At 73.8% G+C, this 25,741-nt stretch carries 26 protein-coding genes; 16 read left to right on the plus strand and 10 right to left on the minus strand.

The features are described 5' to 3' along the window. The first annotated feature begins 17 nt into the window (after nt 1-17). Nucleotides 18-935, plus strand: coding sequence for a 3-keto-5-aminohexanoate cleavage protein (locus tag WBK50_RS11710; RefSeq protein WP_341335623.1), 918 nt, complete (start codon nt 18-20; stop codon nt 933-935). On the opposite strand, the gene WBK50_RS11715 is transcribed toward WBK50_RS11710, so the two are convergent. Continuing rightward, entirely contained in the window at nt 927-1,982 is a 1,056-nt protein-coding gene (locus WBK50_RS11715; RefSeq protein WP_341335624.1) for a class I SAM-dependent methyltransferase, read from the minus strand. The two genes, WBK50_RS11710 and WBK50_RS11715, sit on opposite strands and share 9 nt — an antisense overlap. A gap of 93 nt (nt 1,983-2,075) precedes the next feature. Between WBK50_RS11715 and WBK50_RS11720 the strand changes: the two genes are divergently transcribed. From WBK50_RS11720 to WBK50_RS11730, 3 genes are read left to right on the plus strand one after another with little or no spacing between them, the layout of a single operon-like run. Continuing rightward, on the plus strand, nt 2,076-2,636 hold the full coding sequence (locus WBK50_RS11720) for a TIGR03086 family metal-binding protein (RefSeq protein ID WP_341335625.1): 561 nt from the start codon (nt 2,076-2,078) through the stop codon (nt 2,634-2,636). Nucleotides 2,637-2,659: 23 nt separating this feature from the next. After that, complete coding sequence (locus tag WBK50_RS11725; protein WP_341335626.1) at nt 2,660-3,526, plus strand: MBL fold metallo-hydrolase; 867 nt, start codon at nt 2,660-2,662, stop codon at nt 3,524-3,526. 9 nt (nt 3,527-3,535) lie between these two features. Continuing rightward, on the plus strand, nt 3,536-4,288 hold the full coding sequence (locus tag WBK50_RS11730; protein WP_341335627.1) for an SDR family NAD(P)-dependent oxidoreductase: 753 nt from the start codon (nt 3,536-3,538) through the stop codon (nt 4,286-4,288). A 4-nt stretch (nt 4,289-4,292) separates the two neighbouring features. Here the strand turns inward: WBK50_RS11730 and WBK50_RS11735 are convergent, their stop codons facing one another. Together WBK50_RS11735 and WBK50_RS11740 are read right to left on the minus strand one after the other, a co-directional pair. Continuing rightward, nucleotides 4,293-4,616 carry a hypothetical protein gene (locus WBK50_RS11735; RefSeq protein ID WP_445942349.1) on the minus strand — a complete coding sequence of 108 codons (324 nt, stop codon included), beginning with the start codon at nt 4,614-4,616 and terminating at the stop codon, nt 4,293-4,295. Nucleotides 4,617-4,752: 136 nt separating this feature from the next. Next, a complete protein-coding gene (locus WBK50_RS11740; RefSeq protein WP_341335629.1) occupies nt 4,753-4,932 on the minus strand; it encodes a hypothetical protein in 180 nt (59 codons plus the stop codon). Between the two features lie 135 nt (nt 4,933-5,067). Between WBK50_RS11740 and WBK50_RS11745 the strand changes: the two genes are divergently transcribed. Genes WBK50_RS11745 through WBK50_RS11755 form a run of 3 tightly spaced genes read left to right on the plus strand, consistent with a single transcriptional unit; the run spans nt 5,068 to nt 7,731 of the window. Continuing rightward, the gene (locus tag WBK50_RS11745) at nt 5,068-6,165 is read left to right on the plus strand and encodes a fatty acid desaturase family protein (protein ID WP_341335630.1); all 1,098 of its coding nucleotides are present in this window, start codon (nt 5,068-5,070) and stop codon (nt 6,163-6,165) included. Nucleotides 6,166-6,181: 16 nt separating this feature from the next. Continuing rightward, nucleotides 6,182-6,496, plus strand: a complete 315-nt coding sequence (locus WBK50_RS11750; RefSeq protein ID WP_341335631.1) for a MocE family 2Fe-2S type ferredoxin — start codon at nt 6,182-6,184, stop codon at nt 6,494-6,496. Next, on the plus strand, nt 6,493-7,731 hold the full coding sequence (locus WBK50_RS11755; protein WP_341335632.1) for an NAD(P)/FAD-dependent oxidoreductase: 1,239 nt from the start codon (nt 6,493-6,495) through the stop codon (nt 7,729-7,731). Before WBK50_RS11750 ends, WBK50_RS11755 begins: the two co-directional genes overlap by 4 nt. Here WBK50_RS11755 and WBK50_RS11760 read toward each other — a convergent pair. Beyond that, the gene (locus WBK50_RS11760; RefSeq protein ID WP_341335633.1) at nt 7,721-8,749 is read right to left on the minus strand and encodes a LacI family DNA-binding transcriptional regulator; all 1,029 of its coding nucleotides are present in this window, start codon (nt 8,747-8,749) and stop codon (nt 7,721-7,723) included. The two genes, WBK50_RS11755 and WBK50_RS11760, sit on opposite strands and share 11 nt — an antisense overlap. Nucleotides 8,750-8,895: 146 nt before the next feature. On the opposite strand from WBK50_RS11760, the gene iolG reads away from it, so the two are divergent. The 3 genes from iolG to WBK50_RS11775 all read left to right on the plus strand — a co-directional run bounded on the left by iolG (nt 8,896) and on the right by WBK50_RS11775 (nt 12,078). Next, complete coding sequence (iolG, locus tag WBK50_RS11765) at nt 8,896-9,891, plus strand: inositol 2-dehydrogenase (protein WP_341335634.1); 996 nt, start codon at nt 8,896-8,898, stop codon at nt 9,889-9,891. Between the two features lies 1 nt (nt 9,892). After that, the gene (locus tag WBK50_RS11770; RefSeq protein WP_341335635.1) at nt 9,893-10,906 is read left to right on the plus strand and encodes a Gfo/Idh/MocA family protein; all 1,014 of its coding nucleotides are present in this window, start codon (nt 9,893-9,895) and stop codon (nt 10,904-10,906) included. Nucleotides 10,907-11,046: 140 nt separating this feature from the next. After that, nucleotides 11,047-12,078 (plus strand): LacI family DNA-binding transcriptional regulator, encoded by a 1,032-nt coding sequence (locus WBK50_RS11775; RefSeq protein WP_341335636.1) that lies wholly within the window; start codon nt 11,047-11,049, stop codon nt 12,076-12,078. Between the two features lie 34 nt (nt 12,079-12,112). On the opposite strand, the gene WBK50_RS11780 is transcribed toward WBK50_RS11775, so the two are convergent. Further along, the gene (locus tag WBK50_RS11780; RefSeq protein ID WP_341335637.1) at nt 12,113-12,250 is read right to left on the minus strand and encodes a hypothetical protein; all 138 of its coding nucleotides are present in this window, start codon (nt 12,248-12,250) and stop codon (nt 12,113-12,115) included. A 333-nt stretch (nt 12,251-12,583) separates the two neighbouring features. Between WBK50_RS11780 and WBK50_RS11785 the strand changes: the two genes are divergently transcribed. The 4 genes from WBK50_RS11785 (at nt 12,584) to WBK50_RS11800 (ending at nt 18,447) form a co-directional block, all read left to right on the plus strand. Next, nucleotides 12,584-13,552 (plus strand): NADPH:quinone oxidoreductase family protein, encoded by a 969-nt coding sequence (locus WBK50_RS11785; protein WP_341335638.1) that lies wholly within the window; start codon nt 12,584-12,586, stop codon nt 13,550-13,552. 218 nt (nt 13,553-13,770) lie between these two features. Beyond that, complete coding sequence (locus WBK50_RS11790; RefSeq protein WP_341335639.1) at nt 13,771-14,481, plus strand: GAF domain-containing protein; 711 nt, start codon at nt 13,771-13,773, stop codon at nt 14,479-14,481. A gap of 40 nt (nt 14,482-14,521) precedes the next feature. Further along, nucleotides 14,522-15,271, plus strand: coding sequence for a GAF and ANTAR domain-containing protein (locus WBK50_RS11795; protein WP_341335640.1), 750 nt, complete (start codon nt 14,522-14,524; stop codon nt 15,269-15,271). Between the two features lie 245 nt (nt 15,272-15,516). Beyond that, nucleotides 15,517-18,447 (plus strand): SpoIIE family protein phosphatase, encoded by a 2,931-nt coding sequence (locus WBK50_RS11800; protein ID WP_341335641.1) that lies wholly within the window; start codon nt 15,517-15,519, stop codon nt 18,445-18,447. 11 nt (nt 18,448-18,458) lie between these two features. Here the strand turns inward: WBK50_RS11800 and WBK50_RS11805 are convergent, their stop codons facing one another. The 3 genes from WBK50_RS11805 to WBK50_RS11815 all read right to left on the minus strand — a co-directional run bounded on the left by WBK50_RS11805 (nt 18,459) and on the right by WBK50_RS11815 (nt 21,201). Beyond that, the gene (locus WBK50_RS11805) at nt 18,459-19,724 is read right to left on the minus strand and encodes a geranylgeranyl reductase family protein (protein ID WP_341335642.1); all 1,266 of its coding nucleotides are present in this window, start codon (nt 19,722-19,724) and stop codon (nt 18,459-18,461) included. Nucleotides 19,725-19,783: 59 nt separating this feature from the next. Further along, nucleotides 19,784-20,692, minus strand: coding sequence for an isocitrate lyase/PEP mutase family protein (locus tag WBK50_RS11810; RefSeq protein WP_341335643.1), 909 nt, complete (start codon nt 20,690-20,692; stop codon nt 19,784-19,786). Nucleotides 20,693-20,799: 107 nt separating this feature from the next. Further along, entirely contained in the window at nt 20,800-21,201 is a 402-nt protein-coding gene (locus WBK50_RS11815) for a VOC family protein (RefSeq protein WP_341335644.1), read from the minus strand. A gap of 136 nt (nt 21,202-21,337) precedes the next feature. On the opposite strand from WBK50_RS11815, the gene WBK50_RS11820 reads away from it, so the two are divergent. Continuing rightward, nucleotides 21,338-22,192, plus strand: coding sequence for a dioxygenase family protein (locus WBK50_RS11820; protein WP_341335645.1), 855 nt, complete (start codon nt 21,338-21,340; stop codon nt 22,190-22,192). Between the two features lie 185 nt (nt 22,193-22,377). Here the strand turns inward: WBK50_RS11820 and WBK50_RS11825 are convergent, their stop codons facing one another. Then, a complete protein-coding gene (locus WBK50_RS11825; protein ID WP_341335646.1) occupies nt 22,378-22,809 on the minus strand; it encodes a MarR family winged helix-turn-helix transcriptional regulator in 432 nt (143 codons plus the stop codon). Nucleotides 22,810-22,890: 81 nt separating this feature from the next. Between WBK50_RS11825 and WBK50_RS11830 the strand changes: the two genes are divergently transcribed. After that, nucleotides 22,891-24,690 carry an ABC transporter ATP-binding protein gene (locus WBK50_RS11830; RefSeq protein ID WP_341335647.1) on the plus strand — a complete coding sequence of 600 codons (1,800 nt, stop codon included), beginning with the start codon at nt 22,891-22,893 and terminating at the stop codon, nt 24,688-24,690. Here the strand turns inward: WBK50_RS11830 and WBK50_RS11835 are convergent. After that, on the minus strand, nt 24,669-25,733 hold the full coding sequence (locus WBK50_RS11835) for a hypothetical protein (RefSeq protein ID WP_341335648.1): 1,065 nt from the start codon (nt 25,731-25,733) through the stop codon (nt 24,669-24,671). The two genes, WBK50_RS11830 and WBK50_RS11835, sit on opposite strands and share 22 nt — an antisense overlap. Nucleotides 25,734-25,741 lie beyond the last annotated feature (8 nt).

The following is a 25,741-nucleotide window of genomic DNA, read 5'->3' on the forward strand; positions in this document are numbered from 1 at the left end:
CGCCTCATGCTGTCGCCATGGCGACGCAGAACCCCGGCCCGGTCATCGTCGAGGTGGCGGTCAACGGCACAACGCCACGCCGCCGCAACCCGCACGTCCCGCGGACGCCCGCGGAGATCACCGAGGACGTGCTCGCGTGCATCGACCTCGGGGCCACGATCGCGCACAACCACAACGACGAGCCGATGTTCACCGACGACGGGGTGCACGCCGTCGAGCCCTACCTGCAGGCCTGGCAGCCGGTGCTGGACCGGCATCCGGACATGCTGCTCTACCCGACGATGGCGGCGGGCGCGCGCGGGATCCCGGTCGAGCGGCGGTGGGCGCACGTCGAGGAGCTGGCGCGGCGGCGGATGGGCGGGCTGACGCTCGTCGACCCCGGGTCGGTGAACGTCGGACTGCTGTCCGACGGGACGTGCCCGACGGCGGCCGCTCCGGAGCCGTACCAGAACAGCATCGCGGACACCGAGTACATGTGCACCCGCACGGCCGCGCTCGGCGCCGCGCCCAGTATCTCGATCTTCGAACCGGGGTTCCTGCGGACCGCCCTGACCCTGCACCGGCACGGCCGCCTCCCGGCGGGCGCGATCGTCAAGCTGTACTTCGGCGGCGCCCTCGAGTTCGGGCTCCCGCCGACGGAGAAGGCGCTCGACGCCTACCTCGAGCTGCTCGAGCCGTCGGGCCTGCCCTGGTCGGTCGCGGTGCTGGGTGGCGATGTGCTCACGTCCGGGCTGGCCGAGCAGGCCGTCCGGCGCGGGGGCCACCTTCGGGTCGGGCTGGAGGACTACGCCGGTCCGGGCGTGCCGTCGAACAGCGACCTGCTGCGGGGCGTGCTGGAGCTGCTCGACCGGCTCGGGACACGGCCGGCGACGATCGGCGAGACCCGCGGGCTCCTCGGGCTCAGGCCGGCCGTTGCGTCGAATAGATCAGGTTGAGCGCCTGGCCGGGCGCCGGCTGCACGGTGACCTCGCCGAACCCGGCGTCGCCGAGCATCCGGGTCGCGAGCTCCGCCCCCAGGCCGCGCCGAGCCCGGCGCCGTCGTGGGCGAGGGAGACGGTCATGCAGTGCAGAGTGCTGATCGAGTAGATCCAGGCGGCGAAGGGGTTGCCGACGTTCGCCTCCAGATCGCTGGACGCGGCCATGTCCACCATGACGAACGTGCCGCCGGGCACCAGAGCGTCGTGGACGCCGTGCAGGACGGCGGCGGGATCGGCCTGGTCGTGGACCGCGTCGATGGCGAACACGACGTCGAACGGTTCGGCCGGGCGGAACGCGGCGACGTCGGTGACCTCGAAGGTGAGGTTCTCCAGGCCGGCCGCGGCTGCCTCGGCGCGAGCGCGGTCGAGGGCGTCCTCCGCGATGTCGTAGCCGGTGAAGGTCGACGCCGGGAAGGCGGCGGCGAGCAGGACCAGGGCGTGCCCGGTGCCGCAGCCGACGTCCGCGACGCGGGCCCCGGCCGCCAGCCGCTCGGCGAGACCGGGGACGAGCGGGAGCCACGCGTCGATCAGCAGCTCGTCGAGGGGCCGGCGGTTCAGCTGGTCCATGACGCCGGTGAAGTGCGGGCTGAACGCGGAGTAGGGAACGCCGCCGCCGGTGCGGAAGGCGGCCTCGATCCCGTCGAGGTTGCGGCCCAGCAGCGGGACCATGGCCGCCATCGGGGCCATGTTCTTGGACCCGTCGCCGGTCAGGGCCGCGGCGTGCTCGGGCGGCAGTGTGTACTGCCCCGACCCGGCGTCGAAGGTCATGATCCCGCCGGTGACCATCGCCCCGAGCCACTCGCGGACGTAGCGCTCCTGCAGCCCGGCCCGCTCCGCGAGCCCTGCGGAGTCGGTGGGCCCGGCCGCCGCGGCGTCGAACAGGCCGGTCCGGTGCCCGAGATCGATCATGAAGGTGAGGACGCCGCTGGTGTAGACGCCGAAGAGGTGGCGGGCGAACTCGCGGACCCTGCGACGGTCCGGGACGACGGTGTCCGAGGTGGTCATGGGCTCAGCATGCCCTGCCGGGGGCGGGCCCGTCCCGCGTCGAACCGGCCGGCCTGCTTCCGAAGCGCGGGAAAGTCGACCATGCTCGGTGACGTGGACGTCAGCGAGATCTACGCCAGGTGCAGCGCCGAGTTCAGCGCCCGCGTGCACGCCGTCGACGGGCGGTGGGCCGATCCGACCCCGCTACCGGGTTGGGACGTCCGGACGCTCGTCAACCACCTCGCCTACGAGGAGCGCTGGACCCCGCTGCTGTTCGGCGGCGCGACGATCGAGGAGGTCGGCACCCGGTTCGACGGCGACCTGCTCGGCGACGACCCGGTCCGCACGATCGACGAGGCCGCGGCCGCCGCGCTGGACGCGATCACCTCCGACGGCGCCCTGGACCGCACCGTGCACCTGTCCTTCGGTGATCATCCGGGCCGGGAGTACGCGATGCAGCTCTCCGCGGACCACCTCGTGCACGCCGTGGACCTGGCGCGTGCCCTCGGTGAGGACGAGACGGTCGACGCCGACGTGGCTGCCGCGGTCCGGGAGTGGTTCGGCTCGATGGAGGAGACATACCGCGCGATGGGCGTCACCGGGCCGAAGGTGGTGGTCCCGCCCGGTTCCGGCCCGCAGGCCGAGCTGCTCGGGATGATGGGCCGCCGCCCGTGACCCGTACCTGGCGGATCGGCGACGTGACCATCACCAAGATCGTCGAGCTCGAGGACGAGGTCCCGCCGGGCCGGGCCGGGATCGCCGGCATCGAGCCCGACGAGCTCGCGGACCTCCCGTGGCTGGTCCCGGACTTCGTGACGCCCGAGGGCCGGATGCGGATGAGCATCCACTCGTTCCTGGTCGAGACGCCGCGGACCCGGATCGTCGTCGACACCGGGCTGGGCAACGACAAACCGCGCGCGGTGCCGCACTGGAGCCGTCTGCGGGGCGGCTTCCTCGACGAGATGGGGGCGACCGGGTGGCCGCCGTCGAGCGTGCAGCGGGTGATCCACACGCACCTGCACATCGACCACGTCGGCTGGAACACGGTGCTCGTCGACGGCGCGTGGGTGCCGACGTTCCCGCAGGCCAGGCACCTGATGGTGCGCGCGGACTTCGAGCACTGGCAGGCCGAGGCCGCCCGCACGGACGACGACCGTCCCGGCTGGCTCCGCGCGATGACCGACGTCGCGGCGGTCTGGGCGGACTCGATCGCGCCGGTCGCCGAGGCGGGCCTGGTGGACCTCGTCGAGCCGGATGCCCAGGTCGACCCGTACGTCCGGCTGGTGCCGACGCCCGGGCACACGCCCGGCCACGTGAGCGTGCTCGTCGAGTCCCGCGGGGAGTCCGCGGTGATCACCGGCGACCTCGTGCACTTCCCGTGCCAGATCGCGCGGCCGCACTGGACGTCGATGCTGGACTGCGACCACGCGGCCGGGACGTCCGCCCGCGAGGAGTTCCTGGCGAGGTTCGCGGACTCGGGCACGCTCGTGCTCGGGACGCACTTCCCGGACCCGACGGCCGGGCACGTCGTGCGTGACGGCGCCGGCTACCGGTTCGAGACCTGAGGGGGCCCGATGGAGCTCGACGGCTCGGGGGACCTGACGAACAAGGTCGCCCTGGTGACCGGCGCGGGATCGGGGATCGGCGCCGCGGTCGCGCGGCTGCTCGCCGCCCGCGGGGCCCGGGTCGTGGTCGCGGACCGGGACGAGGGCGGCGCGCGGAAGGTCTCGGACGAGATCGGCGGGTTCGCCGTCGTCGCGGACGTCACCGATCCGGCGCAGGTCACGGCCATGGTGGCGGCGGCCGTCGCGGAGTTCGGCGGCCTGCACATCGCGGTGAACAACGCCGGGATCAGTACCGGCTCCGGCGTCCCGACAGGGGAGACGGAGTTCGACGCCTGGCGGCAGGTGCTCGCCGTCAACCTCGACGGCGTCTTCCTCTGCCTGCGCGCCGAGCTGGCCGTCATGGGCCCGGCCGGCGAGGGCGCGATCGTGAACATGGCGTCGATCCTCGGCAGCGTCGCCGTGCCCGGGGCGGCGGCCTACGTGGCGTCGAAGCACGCCGTCGTCGGCCTGACCAGGACCACCGCGCTGGAGTACGCGCAGACCGGGATCCGGGTCAACGCCGTCGGCCCGGGGTTCATCGACACGCCGCTGCTCGGCGAGCGCACCCCGGAGGCGCACGAGGAGCTCCTCGCGCGGCATCCGGTGGGGCGGCTCGGGCGGGCGGACGAGGTCGCCGCCGTCGTCGGGTTCCTCGTCTCGCCCGCCGCGTCGTTCGTGACCGGTGCCCACTACACGGTGGACGGCGGCTACACGGCCCGGTGAACCATCACTGCTGCGGCGCCGCGCCCGCCTGCCGGATCGCCAGCGGGGCGCCGGCCAGGTCCTCGTCGTTGCAGAGCAGCTTGACCTCGTAGTACGGCGAGCCCTTCCGGTCGTCGTAGTCGAGGTGGATCGCGATCACGTCGACGGGCTCGCCGAGCCATTCCTGGGCGCGGCGCAACCACTTCGCCGAGCGTTCGAGTGCCGTGGGGAGGTCGTCGTCGCGGAACTGGACCGGGCGGAACGGGACGTCCTGGATCTGGTCCTGCGGGGTCTCCGGCCGCGGGAGGTCCGCCGCCAGGCCCGCGTCATCGAGGTGGAGTTCAACCATCTTCTCGCTCACACCGACGAGGGTGACGTGCCGCGGCGGCGCGGACAAGTTCTACTCGCCGGTGGACGACGATTTGCCTGGTCGCGCGGCGAGACGCCGATCACAGCATGCGGTTCTGGGTTCGTCCGCCGCGTGGCTACTTGACGCCGAACTCCTTCTTCACCTCGGCGCGCCACCGGGCGTAGTCCTCGGGGTGCCGCAGGCCCATGTCCGCGGCGCAGGTCCCGCAGTGCCCGACGATCCGCAGCAGCGCGAGGGTGCCGCAGCGGACGCAGGTCTGGGGGAGCGCGGTGGTCGTGTCCTCGGGCTCGGTCACGGTCCCAGTCTCGCAGGCCGACGGTCGCCCTCCCGAAGGGGTTGACACCTGCCTGTGCCCGCGGTCACCATTGCCCGGGTTGGAGCGCTCCAATCGCGTCCGACGCCACGTCGCACCGCGGAGAGGGAACCGGACATGGGCAGGGAACGCCTCGAGAGGTACAGCCTCGTCGGGCCGGACTCGCGAGCCGCGGTCGACGCGGGCCTCGCGAGCGCCGACTGGTACCGCAGCGCCGTCCCGCGCAAGCGGATGAAGGAGCTCATGCGCCGCTGCGACGGTCCGGCCGTCCGGGACACCGCGCTCTGGCTCGGCCTCATGATCGTCCTCGCCGGCGTCGGGATCCTGCTCCGGGACAGCTGGTGGTGCGTGCCGTTCTTCGCCGCGTACGGGGTGCTCTACGGCTCGGCGTCGGACTCCCGCTGGCACGAGTGCGGGCACGGCACCGCGTTCCGGACCCGCTGGATGGACGAGGCGGTCTACCGGATCGCGTCGTTCATGGTCATGCGTGATCCGACCGCCTCGCGCTGGAGCCACACCCGCCACCACACCGACACCCTCGTCGTCGGGCGGGACCCGGAGATCCAGGCGATGCGTCCCGCGCGGCTGGCCAAGCTCCTCGCGAACTTCGTCGGGCTGGTCGACGTTCCGGTGGCGATGCGGCTGATGGTGCTGCACGTCGGGGGCCGGCTCAGCGCCGAGGAGGCGGACTACGTCCCGGAGAGCGAGCGGCCGAAAGTGTTCCGCACCGCCCGGATCTGGTTCGCGATCTACGCCGTGGTGATCGCCTCGGCGGTCGTGTCCGGTTCCTGGCTCCCGGTCGTCCTGGTCGGCGGGCCCGCGCTGTACGGCCGGTACATGCTCTACGTCTACGGCCTGACCCAGCACTCGGGCCTGGGCGAGAACGTCGTCGACCACCGGCTCAACACCCGCACGGTGCGGATGAACGCGGTCAACCGGTTCCTCTACTCGAACATGAACTACCACGTCGAGCACCACATGTTCCCGATGGTCCCGTACCACCGCCTGCCGGAGCTGCACGAGGAGATCAAGGGCGATCTCGCGCCCGCGTACCCGTCGATCTGGGCGGCGTACAGGGAGCTCGTGCCCGCGGTCCTGCGCCAGCTGAAGGACCAGTCGTACTACGTCCGCCGCGAGCTGCCGCCCGGCGCGAGGCCGTTCCACGAGCCGTCGACCGTCAACGACGGCCGGGCGCTCCCGCTCATCCCCGCCTGACCTCCCGGAGACCGTGATGCCCCAGTGGATCCCCGCCTGTGCCACCGACGACGTCGACCCCGAGGACGTGATCCCCTTCGAGCACGCCGGGGAGAGCTACGCCGTGTACCGCTCCCCGGACGACGTGTACTACGCGACGGCCGGGCACTGCTCCCACGAACGTGAGCTGCTCTGCGACGGCCTGGTGATGGGCGGCGTCATCGAGTGCCCGAAGCACAACGGCCGCTTCGACTACACCAGCGGCAAGGCGATGGGCGCCCCGGTGCTCGTCGACCTGCGGACCTATCCGACGAAGGTCGAGGGCGGCACCGTCTACATCGAGCTCGCGTGACCGCGCCCGGGATGGTCGTCGTCGGGGCGGGGGAGTGCGGCGTCCGTGCCGCGTTCGCGCTCCGCGAGAACGGCTGGACCGGCCCGGTCACCCTCGTCGGCGCGGAGCCGCTGCTGCCCTACGAGCGGCCGCCGCTCTCCAAGGCGGGCCTGGTGTCGGACTCGGCCGGACCGGTCACCATCCGCGACGCCGGCGCCTACCGGGACGCGGACATCGAGCTGGTCTCCGGCGTCGAGGCGGCCGGATTGGACACCGGCGCGCACCACGTCGAGCTCGCCGACGGCCGCCGGCTGGGCTACGAACGGCTGCTCCTGGCGACGGGCGCGCGGGCGCGTCCGCTGCCGTTCGACGGGACGCCGGTGCACCTCCTGCGGACGCACGCCGACGCCGTCGCGCTGCGGCGGCGGCTGGTGCCCGGGACCCGGGTCGGCGTGATCGGCGGTGGGTTCATCGGGCTGGAGCTCGCGGCGTCGGCGGCGGCGCGGGGGTGCCCGGTGACGGTCGTCGAGCTCGGGCCACGGCCGCTGGGCCGTGCGGTACCGGCCCGGATCGCCGCCGTCCTGGCGGCGCGGCACGTCGCGGCCGGGATCGACCTGCGCTGCGGGACCGCGGTCGGCCGGCTCGCGCCGACGGGCACCGGGATCACGGTCGGGCTCGCGGACGGGGACGCCGTCGAGGTCGACGTGGTGGTGGCCGGGGTCGGCTCCGTCCCGGAGACCGCGCTCGCCGAACGCGCCGGCCTCGCCGTCGAGAACGGGATCCGGGCCGACGCCCGGCTCGCGACCTCGGCACCGGACGTCTTCGCCGCGGGGGACTGCTGCTCGTTCCCGCACCCGCTCTACGACGACCGCCGCGTCCGCCTCGAGTCCTGGCGCGCGGCTCAGGAGCAGGGCGCCGCAGCCGCCCGCAGCATGCTCGGCGGCCCGGAGCCCTACGCCGCGGTGCCCTGGTTCTGGTCGGACCAGCACGACCTGTCGTTGCAGGTCACCGGGCTGACCGACGCCGCGGTCGGCGAGGCCGTCCGGCTCCGGCCGGACGGCGTCGAGCTCTGGTTCGGCCTCGGCGCGCAAGGCCGCCTCCTCGCGGCCGCAGGGGTCGGCCCGGGCAACGCGGTGGCCAAGGACGTCCGCCTCGCGGAGATGCTGATCGCCCGCCGCGCGGTTCCGGACCCGGCCGCCCTCGCCGACCCGGCCGTCCCCCTGAAGTCCCTGCTCAGGTCGCCCGTCAGCGCGTGACGGGCGGGGCGGTGGTGCCGCGGACGACGAGCTCGGGATCGAGCGTGATGTCCCTGGCGCCGGTACGGCCTTCGTCGAGGCGCTCGGCGGCGGCGCCGACGGCGAGGCTCGCCATCCGGGCCGCGTCCTGGCGCACGGTCGTGAGGTCGATGTGGTGCAGGCGCGCGAGTGCGCTGTCGTCGAACCCGACGACCGAGACGTCCTGCGGCACCCGGACGCCGGCGCGCAGGAAGGCGTCCAGGATGCCGACCGCGCACCGGTCGTTGGCGGCCACGATCGCGGTCGGCAGTTCCGGCTCTGCGAGCAGGGCCCGGGCCGCGTCGCCGCCGGCCTGTTCGGTGTAGCGGCCGGGCACGATCCGGGCGAGGTCGTCGAGGCCGTGACGGCGCATGGCGTCCCGGTACCCGCGGCGCCGCTCCGCCGCTCCGGCGTCCCGACCGGCGTCGACGTGCACGATCCGCCGGTGTCCGAGCCCGGCGAGATGGTCGACGGCCTGGCCGAGCCCCGCCGCGTCGACGGTCCGGACGGTGTCCACGGCCGCCTTCCCGCCGCCCGCGCCGCGGCCGAGGACGACGACCGGGAGGGCCGCGCCGAGCTCGCTCAGCCGCGCGGGCGTGGCGACGGAACCCAGCAGGATCAGCCCCTCGCACCGGGACGCCGTGAGCGCGTCGATCGCCTCGTCCTCCGCGCGGGTGGGGGCGACGGCGGTGAGGAGGACCTCGTAGCCGAGCGCTGCGGCGGCCGGGTAGATCGCCTCGACCAGGTCCGCGTGGAAGGTGTCGTGGACGGTGAGCGTCACGCCGAGCAGCCGGCTGCGGTGGCTGCGCAGGACCTGCGCGCTGGGGTCCGGGCGGTAGCCCAGCTCGTCCGCGGCCTGCAGGACCCGCGCCCGGGAGCCCTCGCTCGGCCCCGGCGCACGCCGGATGACCAGGGACGCGAGCGCGCGGGAGACCCCCGCGCGTGCCGCGACGTCGTTGAGCGTGGGGCGCCTGGGCCGCGCGCCGGCGCTGTTCGACACCCTGTCTCCCTCCGCCGGCGCCACCGTATCCGAGAGCGGTTGGATCGATCTCAGCGACGGTCTTGACGGCATTCGGGCCTAGGTCCCACACTCCCGTTTAGAACGTTCTAAGAGGCCTCGCGGGGCCCGGTGCGAAGGAGCTTCCCATGCTGCGAGTGGCCCTGTTCGGCTGCGGCCGGATCGGCCGGGTCCATGCCGAGGCGGTCGCGGGGCATCCGCGGGCCGAGCTCGCCTGGGTCTTCGACCCGGTGGAGACGGCGGCCAAGGAGGTCGCGTCGCAGTACGGCGCAGCGGCGAGCACGGACGCCGACGCGGTCCTGGCCGACGGATCCGTCGACGCCGTGATCGTCGCCTCGCCGACGCCCACCCACGTCGACCTGCTGACCCGCGCGGTCCACGCCGGCAAGGCGGTGCTCTGCGAGAAGCCGATCGACCTGGACATCGCGCGCGTCGACGCCTGCTGGGCCGAGATCGGCGCGGCGGACCCGCTGGTCATGCTCGGCTTCAACCGCCGCTTCGACCCGTCGTTCCGCGAGATCCGGGACCGCGTCACGGCCGGGGAGATCGGCCGGCTCGAGCAGGTCGTGATCATCAGCCGGGACCCGGCGCCGCCGCCCGCGGGCTACGTCGCGACCTCCGGCGGGCTCTTCCGGGACATGACGATCCACGACTTCGACATGGCGCTCTTCCTGCTCGGGGACGTCGTCGAGGTCCACGCGATGGGCTCGAACCTGGTATCGCCGGAGATCGAGGAGGTCGGGGACATCGACGGCGCGGTCGTCACCCTGCGCTCCGCGGACGGCGCGCTCGCCCAGATCACCAACAGCCGTCGGTGCGCGTACGGCTACGACCAGCGCCTCGAGGCCTTCGGCAGCACCGGCATGCTGATCGCACAGAACCAGCTGCCGACGAGCGTGCGGTACGCCGGGGCGGAGCGCAGCGAGTCCGCCGCGCCGGTCCTGAACTTCTTCCTGCAGCGCTACGGCCCGGCCTACCGCGCCGAGCTCGACCACTTCGTGAGCGCGGTCGAGAAGGGGGCCCGGCCGTCCCCGGACTTCGCCGACGGCCGCGCCGCGCTGGTCCTCGCGGACGCGGCGGCCGAGAGCCTGCGCACCGGCCGCACGGTCCGGGTCGGCGGCTGAGGTGACCGTCCGGTGGGGGATCCTGTCCGCGTCCGCGATCGGCCGGGTCGTGGTCCCGGCCGCCGCGGGCGCGCCGGACGCCGAGATCGTCGCCGTCGCTGCGCGGGACGGCGTGCGCGCCAAGGCCTACGCCGCCGAGCTGGGCATCCCGCTGTCCTTCGGCTCCTACGACGAGCTGCTGGACAGCGACGAGATCGACGCCGTCTACGTCCCGCTGCCCATCTCGATGCACACCGACTGGACGGTCCGGGCGCTCGAGGCGGGCAAGCACGTCCTGTGCGAGAAGCCGTTCGCCATGACGGCGGCGGACGCGGCCCGCTGTTTCGAGGCCGCCGAGCGCGCCGGCAAGGTGTGCATCGAGGGCCTGATGTACCGCCACCACCCGCAGACGTCGCTGGCCCGCCGGCTCGTCGCGGAGGGTGCGATCGGCAGGCTCGCGGAGATCCGCGCGGTGCTGAGCGTGAGCGTCGAGCCGGACGACATCAGGCGCACGCCGGCCCTCGGCGGCGGCGCGGTGTACGACCTCGGGTGCTACTGCGTGAGCGCGATCCGGCTGTTCGGCGGGGAGCCGTCCCAGGTCTACGCGGTGCAGGCCCAGGACGGTCCCGACGGCGAGGACCTGCGGACGGCTGCGGTCCTGACGCTGCCGGACGGCGTGCTCGGGCACTTCGACGTCGGGCTGGACCTGCCCCGCCGGGACGAGCTGGAGATCATCGGGACCGGCGGGAAGATCACGATCCCGGACCCGTGGCTCTGCCGGCCCGGCCACATCGAGCTGGAACGCGACGGCGTGACGGAGCGGCTGCCCGTCGACCCGACGGGGGAGTGGGGCCTCGTCGGCACGGCCGCCGACTCCTACCGGATCGAGCTCGGCGTCGCCGCGGCCGTGATCGCCGGTGCGGAGCGGGAGTTCGGCCGGGAGGACGCGATCGCCCAGGCCCGGGTCCTGGAGTCGCTTCGCCGCTCCGCGAAGACGGGCCGACCCGTCCCCACCGCTCGCGTCATGGAGCCATGACGCGAACGTGGAGCGCTTCGGTCCGCGTCGGAGCCACGGCGCGGGGATCCGACGGGGACCGACCTGCGGCGTTGACACCCGATCTCCTGCCGCCCTAGCGTTGCATCGCTCCAACACTCGACCAGCGAGACGGGAATCCGGTGGCGTCACCGAATGCGGGGCCCGCCCAGGGCCGGCCGACCCTCGAGACCGTCGCGGCCCGGGCCGGGGTGTCGAAGTCGCTCGTCTCCCTCGTCCTGCGCAACTCGCCGAAGGTGAGTCCCGCCCGTCGCGAGGCCGTCATGCGGGCCGTCGACGAGCTCGGCTACCGGCCGAACGCCGCCGCCCGCCGGCTCGCCGAGAACCGGTCACGCACGATCGGGGTGCTGCTCAACGACATCCGCCAGCCCTATTTCGCGGACCTGCTCGACGGCGTCACCCCGGTCCTGCATGCGGCGGGGCAGCACATCCTGCTCGGCGACGGCCGGGTGGACCGGATGATGGACGAGACCCTGACCTGGTCGTTCCTCGAGCACGGGGTGGACGGGCTGATCCTGGCCGGGTCCGTGCCGATGTCCCGGGCGATCGCCGAGGTCACCTCGAGGATCCCCAGCGTCGCGGCCGGCGGGCTGGACATCGACCTGCCGAAGGTCGACGTCGTCGCCAACGACAACGAGTCCGGCGGCGAGCTGGCGGTCCGGCACCTCGTCGAGCTCGGGCACCGGCGGATCGCCCATATCTCCGGCCTGCCGGGGATCGCGGGCCGGCAGCGCCGGGACGCCTACGTGACGGCGATGCGGGACTTCGGCCTGGGCGACCACGTCCATGTCGAGGCCGGGGACATGAGCGAGGAGGGCGGCTATCGCGCCGCCGTCCGGCTGCTGACCCGGCCGGAGCCGCCGACGGCGATCTTCGCGGCCAACGACATGTCCTGCGTGGGAGCGCTGTCCGCGGCGGCGGAGCTGGGCGTCCGGGTGCCGGAGGAGGTGTCGCTCGTCGGCTTCGACAACTCCGGCCTCGCCAGGCTGCGGGCCCTCTGGCTGACCAGCGTCGACGGCGCGGCCCCGACGGTCGGGCTGCTGGCCGCCCGCACCCTGCTGGCCCGGATCGAACGGCCGGACGAACCGCGGCGGGTACACCTCGTTCCGCCGCGCCTCGAGGTGCGGGGCTCCAGCGGCCCACCACCGTCCTGAGCCCCGCGGACTACTTGCCCCTGAGCCCCGCGGACTACTTGCCGCGGCGGCGGGCCGGGATGATGACGGGGTTCTCGGACGCCGCCGCAGCGGACTTCTTCTCCGCCCGCTTCTGTTTCAAGGTCTTCCCGGACTTCTTGCTGCTGGACTGGCGCGGTGACTTGTCCGACATACTCAGCTCCTCGGTGCACGTGGCGGAGTGCCACGCCCGGTGGCGCGCCGGACGGCGCGGGCCGAGCCGGGTCCGCGAGGGACCTGGTCGTCACTGTTCTCCCACCGGTGCTCCGGCGCATCGGCCATGCGGGTCCGGTCGGGCCGCCCCGCCCCCGGATCGACCCACCTGCCCCTGATCGCACGGATCCGGCGCGGCTCGGTGACGGAGATGCCCCGACTTGCGCGGACGCAGGGCCCGACTCGCGCGGACGCAGGGCCCGACTCGCGGGTCTCGGCGGTGTCACCTCGTCGGGCCTGGTGACCGTGGAGGTCGATCGGAGAGTGTGGGGGCATGCAGCGTGTGGTGTGCCGGGCGTTCGGCGACGTGGAGGACCTCGAGGTGGTCGAGGAGGCGGCGCCCTCCCCGGGGCCCGGCGAGGTCCTGGTCGAGGTCGATGCGGCGGGGGTCGGCTTCGTCGACGGGCTGATCGTCCGCGGGCTCTACCAGGTGCGCCCGCCGCTGCCCTTCACCCCGGGCTCCACGGTCGGGGGCCGGGTCGTCGCGCTCGGCGAGGGCGTGTCGGCGCCCGCCGTCGGCACCGCCGTCGCCGGGCTGGCCACCGGGTTCGGCGGGTTCACCTCGCACGCCGTACTGCCCGCGAGCACCGCCGTACCGCTACCCGACGGCGTGAGCGCCGAGACCGCGGTGACGGCGATCGAGAGCTATTCGACGCTGGTGTTCGCGGTGACCCACCGGGTCGCGATCGGCGAGGGCGAGTGGGTGGTCGTCCTCGGGGCGGGCGGCGGGATCGGGCTGGCCGCCGTCGACGTCGCGCGGAGCCTCGGCGGCCGGGTCGTCGCGGTGGCGTCGTCGCAGGACAAGCGGCAGGCGGCGCTGGCCGCGGGCGCCGAGACGGCGATCGACTACACGGACCTCAAGGACGGCATCCGCGCCGCGACGGGCGGTGGCGCCGACGTCGTGGTCGACCCGGTCGGCGGGCCCGCGGCCGAGTCCGCCCTGCGCGCCCTGGGCACCGGTGGCCGGTTCTGCGTGCTGGGTTTCGCGTCGGGGGAGATCCCGCGGCTGCCCGCCAACATCGTGCTGCTGCGGAACCGCTCGGTCGTCGGCGTGGACTGGGGGGACTGGGCCCGCACGGACGGGGACGCGGCCACCGAGCTCGTCGCGGACGTCCTCGGCCGGATCGCCCGGGGGGAGCTGCACCCGCCGCGGCCGCAGGTCTTCCCACTCGTCGAGGCGGGGAAGGTGTTGCGGCTGTACGCGGACCGGGCCGTCACCGGGAAGATCGCCCTCGCCCCCTGATTCGGCGCCGGGGCGGGTCGCGCCGAAGTCGCTCGACCGGCAGGCCCGACGATCCGGCGGGGGAGCGGTACGGTGAGCGCGTTCTCCCGGCGCTCGATCCGGACCCTGTCGCGCTCCGTGCCACCGCACCTGCGCCGACGGGATGGTCCTCGCGATCGACCCCACCACGGTTCCACCCGCACCACGGATCCCGGCCCGCCGTGGCTGAGGCGGGTGCGGTGACGAGGGCGGTCCTGCTCGGGTCCCGGGATGCGGACCAGCGCGCGCTCGCCGAACGGCTGCGCCGGGCCTGCGTCGACGGGCTGGACGTCGACGGCGCCGCGGTCTCGGTCCTCACGGCGAAGACCGCCCGCGCGACCCTCTTCTCGACGGACCCGACGGCGGACCTGCTCGAGGAGCTGCAGTTCTCCCTGAACGACGGGGTCTGCATCGAAGCCGCGACGTCCGGGGCGCCGGTCATGGTGTCGGACATGCACCACGGCACGGAGACCGAGCGCTGGCCGGTGTTCGCCGCGGCGGTGGCGGAACGTGCGACGGTCGGGGCGCTGTTCGCACTGCCGTTGCAGTGGGGGGCGGTGAACGTCGGGGTGCTGGATCTCTACCGGGTCCGACCGGGCGGGTTGACCGTGGCGGGCTGTGCGGACCTGCTCCGGGCGGTGGACATCGTGGCGTTGCTGGTCATCGACAGGCTCACGGTCCCCGCCGAGGCGGCCGGTCGGGAGGACGCGGACGGATGGCCGGAAGGCGGGTCGGGTACCCATGACGAGGTGCACCAGGCGACCGGGATGGTGCTGGCGCAGCTCGGGGTGGACTGTGTGGTGGCGCTGTCGCGAATGAGGGCGTACGCCTTCGCCGAGCAGCGGTTGCTCGTCGAGATCGCCCGGGACGTCGTGGCGCGCAGGCTGCGGTTCACCGAGGACATGAGCTGATGCGGCACCGGCTGAAACCACAGGGGGACGGGGAGTGGGCGTGAACGCGGAACTGAGCGACCGGGAACGGCGGATCGGCCGGGCCTTCGTCGCGCTCGCCGACACGATGGTCGACGACTACGACGTCATCGACCTGCTGAACCGGCTCGTGGGCTACAGCGCGGACCTGCTCTCCGCCGAAGCGGCCGGGCTGGTCCTCGCGGACAACCGCGGCGCGCTGCGGGCGGTCGCGGCGTCGAGCGAGGACGCCGAGCTGATGGAGCTGCTCCAGCTGCAGAGCGACGAGGGGCCGTGCCTGGACTGCTACCGGAGGTCGGCCGTGGTCCGCGTCGACGACATCGCCGAGGCCGCGGACCGATGGCCCGCGTTCGTCGCCGCGCTGGAGAACAGGGGTGCGTTCCGGTCCGTGCACGCGCTCCCGCTCCGGTTGCGCGGGCAGGCGATCGGCGCGTTGAACCTGTTCCACCACGCGCCCGGTCCGCTGCCCGAGGACGATCTCGTGCTGGGCCAGGCGCTCGCGGACGTCGCGACGATCGGGATCCTCTCCGAGCGGTTGATCCGCCGCGGCGAGGTCGTCAACGAGCAGCTGCAGACCGCCCTGAACAGCCGGGTCGTCATCGAGCAGGCGAAGGGCGTGCTGGCCCAGCACGCCGGGGTGGACATGAACGAGGCGTTCCACCTGCTGCGCCGCTACGCCCGGGGCAACAACCTGCGGCTCGCGGACGTCGCGCGCCGGCTCACCGTCGGTGGTCTCGATCCCGCGGTTCTGCTGGTCTCTCGTCAGGCATAGCCTCCCGCTCCACGTCCGGCGCGCGAGATCCGGGGAGTGCGTCGACCTCGGCCGGGGTCGGCGAGCCGGCCGAGCGGCCTCGTCGCGATGGGCCTTTCGGTCGAACAGTGGCCGCTCGCGTGCCCGTGGACTCCACCGCACGGGCGTCGACGCGGAACGTGCGGCAGAATCGGTTGCCCACAACCTTTCGTCGCGCCCGGCGCGGCGGCCCCCCGACAGGCTGTGGCCCGAATCGAGGTGTGCCGGTGTCCGACGGTCCCGACCGCCGCGACTCGTTCCCGGCCGACCTGCGGGTGACCCTGCCCGGCAGCGAGCTGGCCGAGCTCATGGCGGCGCGGGACTGGTCGTCGAGCCTGCTGGGGGAACCGCGGACCTGGTCGCCGGCGCTGCGTTCGGTCGTCGCCCTCTGCATGAACTCACGCTTCGCCATGATGATCATGTGGGGCCCCGAGCTCACGATGATCTACAACGACGCCTACGCGCCCATGCTGGGACACCGGCACCCGTCGGCGCTCGGCCGGCCGATCGCCGAGGTCTGGTCCGAGGAGTGGCCCGTCCTGCGCGGCATCGTCGATGAGGTGCTCGACACCGGGCAGGCCACCTACAGCGAGGACTTCCTGCTGGTCACCACCCGGAACGGGTTCCTCGAGGAGGCCTACTTCACGTTCTCCTACAGCCCGCTGCCCGAGCCGGACGGTCGGATCGGCGGCCTGCTGGACACCGTGGCCGAGACGACGTCGCAGGTGCTGGCGACCCGCCGGCTCGCCGCCCTGCAGCAGCTCGGCCAGGTGCACGCCGCGCGGATCGGCGGTGCGGACGACGTCGCCGCCGCCGTGGCGGAGGTGCTGTCCGGGTTTCGTGCGGACCTCCCGTTCGCGGCGATCTACCTGACGGACGAGGAGAAGCCGGACGGTCAGCGGCAGGTCGGGGGGTACGGGCTCGACGGCGGTGCCCTGCCGCCGATCGGCCCGCTCGCGGACGCGACGCGCCGGACGCTCGCGGGCGAGGAGGGCGTCACGGCCGTCGACGTGGCGGCGGACGTCGCGGACCTCGTCGAGCCGGGTGCGTGGCGGATCGGGGACAGCCCGGTCCGCACCGCGCTCGTCGTGCCGCTCGGGCTCGCGACCGCGGACCGACCGATCGGTGTCGCGGTCCTCGGCACCAGCCCCTACCTGCGGCTGGACGGGGACTACCGCTCCTTCCTCGACCTCGTGGCCCGCCAGGTCGGGTCCGCCGTCACCGACGCCCAGGCCTACGACGCCGCGCAGCGCCGGGCCGAGGCCCTGGCCGAGCTCGACCGGGCCCGCACCGAGTTCTTCACCGGGGTCAGCCACGAGCTGCGGACGCCGCTCGCGCTGATCAGCGGCCCGGCCGAGGACGCCCTCGCCGACACCGCGGAGCCACTCACAGAGGCGCAGCGCGAGCGCCTCGAGCTCGTCCGCCGCAACGCCGGGCGGATGCGCCGCATGGTGGACACGCTGCTGGACTTCGCCGCGCTGGAGGCCGGCCGGCTGGTCCCCGAGCTGGTCGCCGTCGACGCCGGGGTGCTCACCCGGGACATCGCCGCCTCGTTCGCCCCGGCCGCCCGGCGGGCGGGCCTGGCCGCCGAGGTGGACAGCCCGGACGTCGGCCCGGTCCGCCTGGACCCGGACATGTGGGAGAAGGTGCTGCTCAACCTGCTCTCCAACGCCGTGAAGTTCACCCCGCAGGGCGGTATCGGGGTGCGCCTGCGCCGGGAGGGCGACGTGCTCGACCTGCGTGTCACCGACAGCGGTGTCGGCATCCCCGCGGACGAGGTGCCGGCGCTGTTCCGCCGGTTCCACCGCGTCCGCGGGACGGCCGGGCGCTCGCACGAGGGCACCGGGATCGGCCTGGCGCTCGTGGCCGAGCTGACCGCGCTGCACGGCGGAACCGTCGAGGTCGCGAGCGAGCCCGGGGAGGGAACGACCTTCACGGTGCGGATCCCGGTCGAGGACGCGGGCGTCGCCGCCGAGCCGGTCCACCCGCGTGCCGTCGGCCGTTACCGGGACGAGGCCCTGCAGTGGAGCGTGACGCCCGACGCCGGGCCCGCGCCGGGTCCCTCCGCGCCGTTCGTGCTGGTCGCGGACGACAACCAGGACCTGCGCCGCTACCTCGCCCGGCTGCTCGAACCGCACTACCGGGTGCTCGCGGTCGCGGACGGGCAGGAGGCGCTCGACGCCATCCGCCGCGAGATCCCGGACCTGGTGCTCGCGGACGTGATGATGCCCCGCCTCGACGGGCTGGGCCTGCTCGCGGCGCTGCGCGCGGACCCGGACACGGCGACGACGCCGGTCGTGCTGCTCTCCGCACGGGCGGGCGAGGAGGCGGCCGTCGACGGCCTGGCCGCCGGCGCGGACGACTACCTCGCCAAGCCGTTCTCCCCGCCCGAGCTGCTCGCACGCGTCCGCACCACCATCGGCCTCGCGCAGGTCCGGGCACGTCTGCTCCAGGAGCAGACGGCCGTGGCGCTGACCCTGCAGCGCTCCATCCTCGGCCCCACCCGGCTCCCGGACGGGTTCGCGGTCCGGTACGAACCGGCGTCGACGACGCTGGAGGTCGGCGGGGACTGGTACGACGTCGTCGGGCTGGACGACGGGACGATCGGCGTGGTCGTCGGGGACGTCGTCGGGCGGGGGTTGGACGCGGCCGGGGTGATGGGGCAGCTGCGCAGTGCGGGGCGGGCGCTCCTGCTGCAGCAGCACACGCCGGCGCGGGTGCTCGAGACGCTGGACCGGTTTGCCGCGCTCACCCCCGGTGCGCGCTGCAGCACCGTGTTCTGCGCGGTGATCGACCCGGCCACGGGCACGATCAGTTACTCCAGCGCGGGGCACCTGCCCGCGATCCTGGTCGAGGAGTCCGGCGGGCACCGGCTGCTCGGCGACGCGCTCGCCGTCCCGCTCGCCGTCCTCGACGACCTGACCAGGCCCGAGGCCGTAGCGTCGCTCCCGGCGGGCTCGACCCTGATGCTCTACACGGACGGCCTGGTCGAGCGCCGGGACGACGACGTCGACAACGGCGTGGACCGGGCGGTCGCCGCCCTGACCGCCGCCCGCGAGCTCCCCTCCGACGCCGTGATCGAGCTGGTGGCGAACCGGCTACTCATGGACGACCACGACGACGACGTCGCCTTCCTCGTCTACCGGCACCCCGGTTAGCGCAGGCCCGCTCAGCGCAGGTCGGCGGCGGGAAAGGGCGGTCGCTCGTCGAACCGCAGGGAAAGCCTCCCGGCGGCGCGCCAGGCCCGCGCGGTCAGGTCCCGGTCCTCGTCGGTGACGAAGTTCCCCATCACCCGCAGCGCCACCGTCATCAGGGAGCGTGAGCGCATCCCGACCGGCCCCGCCAGCGGGAGCAGCCGGGGGAGCGTGAGCAGCCCGGCGAGCCGGCGCGCGATCGAGAACGCCTGCCCGTAGTGGGTGCGCAGGGTGGCGGGCCAGGCCACGGCGAGATCCTTCTCGCCGGTCAGCAGCTCGGCCACCACCCGTCCGGTCTCCATGCCGTAGTCGATGCCCTCGCCGTTGAGCGGGTTCACGCAGCCCGCGGCGTCGCCGATCAGCGCCCAGTTCGGGCCGGCGACGCCGGAGACCGCGCCGCCCATCGGGAGCAGCGCCGACGCCGGGAGCCGCACGGGGCCGTCGAGCTGCCAGTCGTCCCGGCGCATGTCCGCGTAGTGCTCGATGAGCCCGCGCAGGCGCACCTTGGCCGGGCGGGCGTCGGTGGCGAGGGTGCCGACGCCGATGTTGACCTCGCCGTTGTTCAGCGGGAACACCCAGCCGTAGCCGGCCAGCACCTCGTCGGAGGCGCCGCGCAGCTCCAGATGGGAGGAGATCCACGGGTCGTCGCTGCGGCCGGAGCGGATGTAGCCGCGCGCCGCGACGCCGTAGGCGGTGTCCTTGTGCCACTCCCGGCCGAGCACCCGGCCGAGCGTGGAGCGCGCGCCGTCCGCGACGACGACGCGCTCGCACCGGACGGTCGTGGTGGTGCCGTCCTGCAGGGCGAGCACGACTCCGGAGATCCGCTCGCCGTCCCGCTCCACGTCGACGGCCTTGGCGCCCTCCATCGGGACCGCGCCGGACTCGAGCGCCACGTCCCGGATCTTCGCGTCCAGTTCGGTGCGGGCGACCGCGCTGCCGGTAGCGGGGAGCGAGCCCCCCGGCCAGGGGAGCTCCAGCTCCTGGCCGAACCCGGCGGCGCGCAGGCCCCGGTTGGAGCCGTGCGACCGCACCCACTCGCCGAGGCCCAGGTGGTCCAGCTCGGCGATCGCGCGCGGGGTGAGCCCGTCCCCACAGGTCTTGTCCCGGGGGAACACCGCGGCGTCCGCCAGCACGACGTCGAGGCCGTGCCGGGCGGCCCACGCGGCGGCGGCCGATCCCGCGGGCCCCGCGCCGACGACGAGGAGGTCGGTCGAACCGGGGAGCGGGCGGGAGACGTTCATGCGTTCAGTGTCGCAAGCCCGCGCGAGCGGCGTCGGACGCCGGGTGAGAGATGCGTCGCTCAGCCCGCCTGGTCGCCGGCGGCGTAGCGGCGCTCCTGCTCGCGGATCTCCGGCAAGCCGACGAGGTCCGTGAACTCCTCGAAGGTGGGCAGCTCGGTCTTCGTCACGGTGCCCCGGGCACTCAGTTCGGCGAGGTAGTTGCGCATCCCGGCGGTCGCGGCGAGCAGCGCGCCGATCGGGAACAGGACCATCGCGAAGCCGAGCTTGCCGATCGTCCCGACGTCGATCGGCGGCGTCCGCCCGCCCTCGACCCAGTTGAAGACCAGCGGGGCCTCCCCGGCGAGCTCCCCGGCGATCCGCTCGACGTCGGCCTCGGTGGTCGGGGCCTCGACGAACAGCGCGTCCGCGCCCGCGGCGAGATAGGCGCGGGCGCGCTCGATCGCCGCGTCCACGCCGTCGACGGCGATCGCGTCCGTCCGCGCGATCAGGACGAGGTCCGGGTCCCGCCTCGCGTCGACGGCCGCATGCAGCTTCCCGACCATCTCCGCGGCCGGGACGATCGCCTTACCGGCCATGTGGCCGCACTTCTTGGGGCTGACCTGGTCCTCGAGCTGGATCCCGGCGACGCCTGCGCGCTCGTACTCGGCGACGGTGCGGGCCACGTTGACGGCGTTGCCGTACCCGGTGTCCGCGTCCGCCACCAGCGGGATCCCGACGGCGGACGCGAGCCGCCGCGCGTTGTCCGCCATCTCGCTGCCGCTCAGCAGGCCCACGTCCGGCTTGCCGAGCAGCGTCGCCGTGCTGCCGAACCCGGTCATGTAGACGCCGTCGAACCCGGCGGCCTCGACGAGCCGGGCGGACAGCCCGTCGTAGGCGCCGGGGAGGATCACCGGTCCGGTCTCCGGGACGCGGGCGAGCAGCTCGCGCAGCCGGGCCGGGGTCGTCGGGGGAGTCGCGCTGGGAGACATCGCTCCAGCTTCTCACCTCTCGGCCGGGGAGCCGACGCACGCGGTCCGGTGCCACGCACACGGTCGGCCGGGCGCGTGGGGCCGACCGCGCGCACGGAGGCCGTGCCTCACCCCTGCGCATGCACCTGCCACAGATGCCCGTCCGGGTCCGCGAAGCTGCCCTCGTAGCCCCACGGCTGCTGCCCCGGCGGGGTCACCACGATCGCGCCTGCCGCCGCAGCGCGTTCGACGAGCTCGTCGACGTCGGTGGGGCTCCCGACCCCGAGCGTCAGGACGCACTCGGTCTGGCCGGGCTTCGCGACCTCCCGGTCCCCAATGACCCAGCCGAAGCCGCCGGTCGGGATCAGCATCAGGTTCAGGCCGGCGTTGACGGCGAACTGCAGGGGCTCGGGCACCCCGTCGTCGGCCGGCTCGCCGAAGGCGTCGAGGCCGAGACCGTCCCGGTAGAACGCGAACGAGCGCGGCCGGTCCGCGATCGGCAGGCAGACGAGGGCGGGAGAGTACTCCACGGATCTCCTCCAGAATCGGGTCTCTCCAGTCTCGACCGTGCCGGGCGGCCGGACTCATCGCCCCGTCAGGGCGCGTTGACAGCGGTTCGAAACCGGACGTACGTTGGTTGAGAGTTGAACAACCAAGGAGAGCGCGATGTCCGTCCACCCGTTCGACCTGCACCTCGCGAACGTCGCGAAGGCGGGCGAGCACGCCGTCTGGACCCCCGAGGACGGGGCGCTGCCGGCGCTCTACCTGAGCCACGGCGCGCCGCCGCTGTTCGAGGACCCGGTCTGGATGGCGCAGCTGTTCGCGTGGGCGCGATCGATGCCGAGGCCCGAGGCGGTCCTGATCGTCTCCGCGCACTGGGAGGCGGCGCCGCTCACCCTGTCCAGCAGCGACGCGCACGTCACGCCGGTCTACGACTTCGGCGGCTTCGACCCGATGTACTACCGGATGCGCTATGACACCCCGGACGCGAGCGCGCTGGCGAAGCGGGTGCTCGGCGCCCTCGGTGACCGCGAGGAGGTCCACGAGAGCCGGACCCGCGGGCTGGACCACGGGGCCTGGGTCCCGCTGAAGATCATGTACCCGGACGCGGACATCCCGGTGCTGCAGCTCAGTCTCCCGACTGCCGACCCGGGGCGGCTGCTGGTGCTCGGCGCCCGGCTCCGCGAGCTGCGCGAGGAGGGCGTGCTGGTCGTCGGCTCCGGCTTCACCACGCACGGCCTGCCGTTCCTGACGCGCGACGACTTCCTCGGCAGGACGACGCCCGGCTGGTCGGCGGACTTCGACGCGTGGGCCGCCGAGGCGCTGGCCCGGGGCGACGTCGACGAGCTGGCGAACTACCGCAGCCGGGCGCCGGGCATGCCGTACGCGCACCCGACCGTCGAGCACTTCATCCCGCTGTTCGTGACGCTGGGCGCCTCGGCGGACCCGGAGGCGGCGCGGGAGTCCACGATCGAGGGGTTCTGGATGGGCCTGTCGAAGAGGTCGCTCCAGGTGGCCTGAGCGGCGCGCCGGGATCGTCGGCGAACCCGACGAAAGGCGCAGAATGCCGGGTTTCGGCAAACCGGGTGCGGAGATCGAGATCGTGACCGATCGACCTGTCCGAGCGCTGGGGCCCGACGAGCGGGGGCAGCCGGGTCGCCTCCTCCTGGCAGGCGGGGTTGGCGTCGCCGGGCAACGATCTCCGCTCACGAGCGGCGGAGCCGTGTCAATATCCGGGTGAGTTCCGCGCGGTCCTGGTCGTCGAGGCCGGCGAAGAAACCCTCCGAGCCCGCGTGCCGGGCGGTGCGGATCGCGTCGACGAGCTCGGTGCCCTTCTGCGTGAGCCCGACGAGCGTGGCGCGGCGGTCCTTCGGGTCCGGCGCCCGCTCGACGAGCCCGCGTTCCTGCAGGTCGTCGACAACCTCGGTGGTCGAGCGCGGCGCGATCCGCAGGTGCTCGGCCAGCTCGCCCTGGCGCATCGTCCCGTGCCGGGAGAGCACCCCGATCGCCCGGAACTGCGACGGAGTGACGTCCCAGGGGGCCAGCGCCTCCCGGTTGAGATCGCGCAACCGGCGGGCGACGGCCCAGAAGGCCTCCGAGAGCGTCTCGTCCCGGTCCGGGTCCGCGTCGTGCAGCACGGGGAATACCGTAGCAAGGAATCGTGTTGCCCCCTCATGATGAGGTAACCTCAGCATTGTCGCCGAATCGAGGAGTCACATTTGGCCACCACACCCGAGGACGGGCCCCGCCGAGGCGGCCGCCGCACCGTCACCGCCGCCGAGCGGAAGCAGGCCCACGAGGTCTCGCTCCGCCGCATCGGCCGGCTCTTCGCCCCCTACCGCTGGCCGCTCGCCGCGGTCGTCGCGATCATCGTCGCGTCGTCGCTGGTCGCGACCGCCTCGCCGTTCCTGCTGCGCTCGGTCATCGACACCGCGCTGCCGGACCGGAACCTCACCCTGCTGAGCTGGCTGGTCGCCGGCATGATGGGCGTCGCCGCCGTGACCGCCGCGTTCGGCGTGATCCAGACCTGGATCAGCACGAAGATCGGCCAGCAGGTCATGCACCGGCTGCGCACGGACGTCTTCGCGCACCTGCAGCGCCAGTCGATCGGCTTCTTCACCCGGACCCGCACCGGCGAGGTCCAGTCCCGCATCACCAACGACATCGGCGGTATGCAGTCCGTCGTCACCTCGACGGCCACGTCCGTCGCCTCCAACCTCACGACCGCGGTCGCGACGGCCGCGGCGATGGCCGCGCTGTCCTGGCGGCTCACCCTGATCTCGCTCGTGGTCATGCCGCCCGCGATCTACCTGACCCGTCGCGTCGCGCAGATGCGCCGCACGATCACGGCTGCGCAGCAGCGCGAGCTCGCGGACCTGAACGTGACCGTCGAGGAGGGGCTGTCGATCAGCGGGATCCAGCTCAGCAAGACCATGGGCGCCGGGCCCGCGCTCGTGCGGCGGTTCACCGCGTCGTCGAGCCGGCTGATCGACCTGGAGCTGCGCTCGCAGCTGGCCGGGCGCTGGCGGATGGCCTCGACCGGGGTCATCTTCGCCGCGATCCCCGCGGTCATCTATCTCTCGGCGGGCCTCCCGCTCACGGCCGGCACGATGACGATCGGCACCCTGGTGGCGTTCACCTCGCTGCAGGCAGGGCTGTTCCGGCCGATCATGGGCCTGCTCGGCGTCAGCGTCTCGCTGGTCAGCTCGCTCGCCCTGTTCGCGCGGATCTTCCAGTACCTGGATCTGCCCGTCGAGGTCGACGACCCGGAGTCCCCGGTCGACGTCGATCCGGCGACCGTGCAGGGGCACGTGCGGTTCGAGGACGTCACCTTCGCCTATCCCGGCAGCGACTCCGCCGCCGTCGCGGGCGTGAGCCTGGACGTCCCGGCCGGCTCGACGCTGGCGCTGGTCGGCGAGACCGGTTCGGGCAAGAGCACGCTCGCGGCGCTGGCCGCCCGCCTTCACGACCCGGACGCCGGCCGCGTGACGATCGACGGCGTGGACCTGCGGGACATGACCCTGGCCGATCTGGCGTCGATCGTCGGCGTGGTGAGCCAGGAGACGTACCTGCTGCACACGTCCGTGCGGGAGAACCTGCGTTACGCCAAGCCGGACGCGACCGACGACGAGATCGAGGCCGCCGCGCGCGCCGCCCAGGTCCACGACCTGATCTCCACGCTGCCGGACGGCTACGACACGACCGTCGGCTCTCGCGGGCACCGTTTCTCCGGCGGCGAGAAGCAGCGCATCGCGATCGCCCGCACCCTCCTGCGGGACCCGCGCGTCCTGATCCTCGACGAGGCGACGAGCGCGCTGGACACCGAGACCGAGCGCGCCGTGCAGCGGGCCTTCGACGCCCTCGCCCACGGCCGCACCACGATCACCATCGCCCACCGGCTCTCGACGGTGCGCGACGCGGACGAGATCGCGGTGGTCGACCACGGCCGCGTCGTCGAGTCCGGGACCCACGGGGACCTGGTCGCGAACAACGGCCGCTACGCCGCACTGGCCGCCTGAGCTCGGGATCCGACCGCGGCTCGTAACCGGCGGCCCGGCGCGGGGCTGGTCGGCCCGGCGTCACCCGTCGGCAAGGCTCGCTGCTCGGCCGGGCGGTCGCGCCAGGACGGGCCGGGTCGGAGCGGCGCGCTGCGCCGGGACCCCTGTTGTGACCCGCTCGGGACGACCGGGAGTGGTACTGGGCGCGTCCGGACGGACCGCCGACCGCTCGCCCGTACGACATCAGGCGGGTCCGGCCGCTCGATCGGGATCGTCGCTCCGGTGGTGAAGGTGCTCGGAGGACTGCCGCGCCTCAGGGCCGAGGGAAGCGTGTGCGGTGCGGAACCTTGCCGTGGCGGACCGGTCGACGGCGTCGTGGCCCACATCCCGGCGTCCTCGCCGGTCCGGACCGCCACGTGCAATGCGTGGTCGAGGTCGCCGTGCCGGGCCTGCAGGGCGGGACGGCCGTCCTCCGCGCCGACCCTGGCGAGCCGGCCCTCGGCGGCCTGCAGCTCGATGCGTGCTTCCCGATCGTCCCCGGCCGCCATCGCCGCGGCGGCGGCGTCGAGCCGGCGGGAGGCCTGTTCGGCCGCGTTGACCGATGTTGCTCGGTGCGGGTACAGGACGACCGTGACCGGCCAGAGTGCGTCGTCCGGGTCGGCGGCTCGGGCCCCGATGCCGGCCGCGAGGATGGCCGCGACGAGCGCCGCGGCACCGAGGATCAGTGAGATCCGGCGGGTACGGCGATGCTTCGGGGCGCCCCCGCAGACCGGCCGCGACGACCGGCTCGCCGGACCGCCGCAACCGGACGAGGCGGAACGCCCGCCGTCCGGCTCGGGGGAGTCGGCGTCGCCGGCGCTCTCGCGGACGGTCAGCAGCAGTTCGATCAGGGCGTCCGGCTGGCGATCGGCGAAGCGCTCGCGGACCTCGGCGTCGTCGAGGCCGTCCGGGCCCAGGGCGTCCAGCAGGGCGTCGTCGGACAGGACGGCACGGAGGTCGAAGGGCTCGTCGTGGGACTCGCCGCAGTCGACCGGGGTGCCCACGCGCGGTTCGTCGCCCGTCATCGGCACTC

This window comes from Pseudonocardia sp. T1-2H (assembly GCF_038039215.1).
Lineage (GTDB): Bacteria > Actinomycetota > Actinomycetes > Mycobacteriales > Pseudonocardiaceae > Pseudonocardia.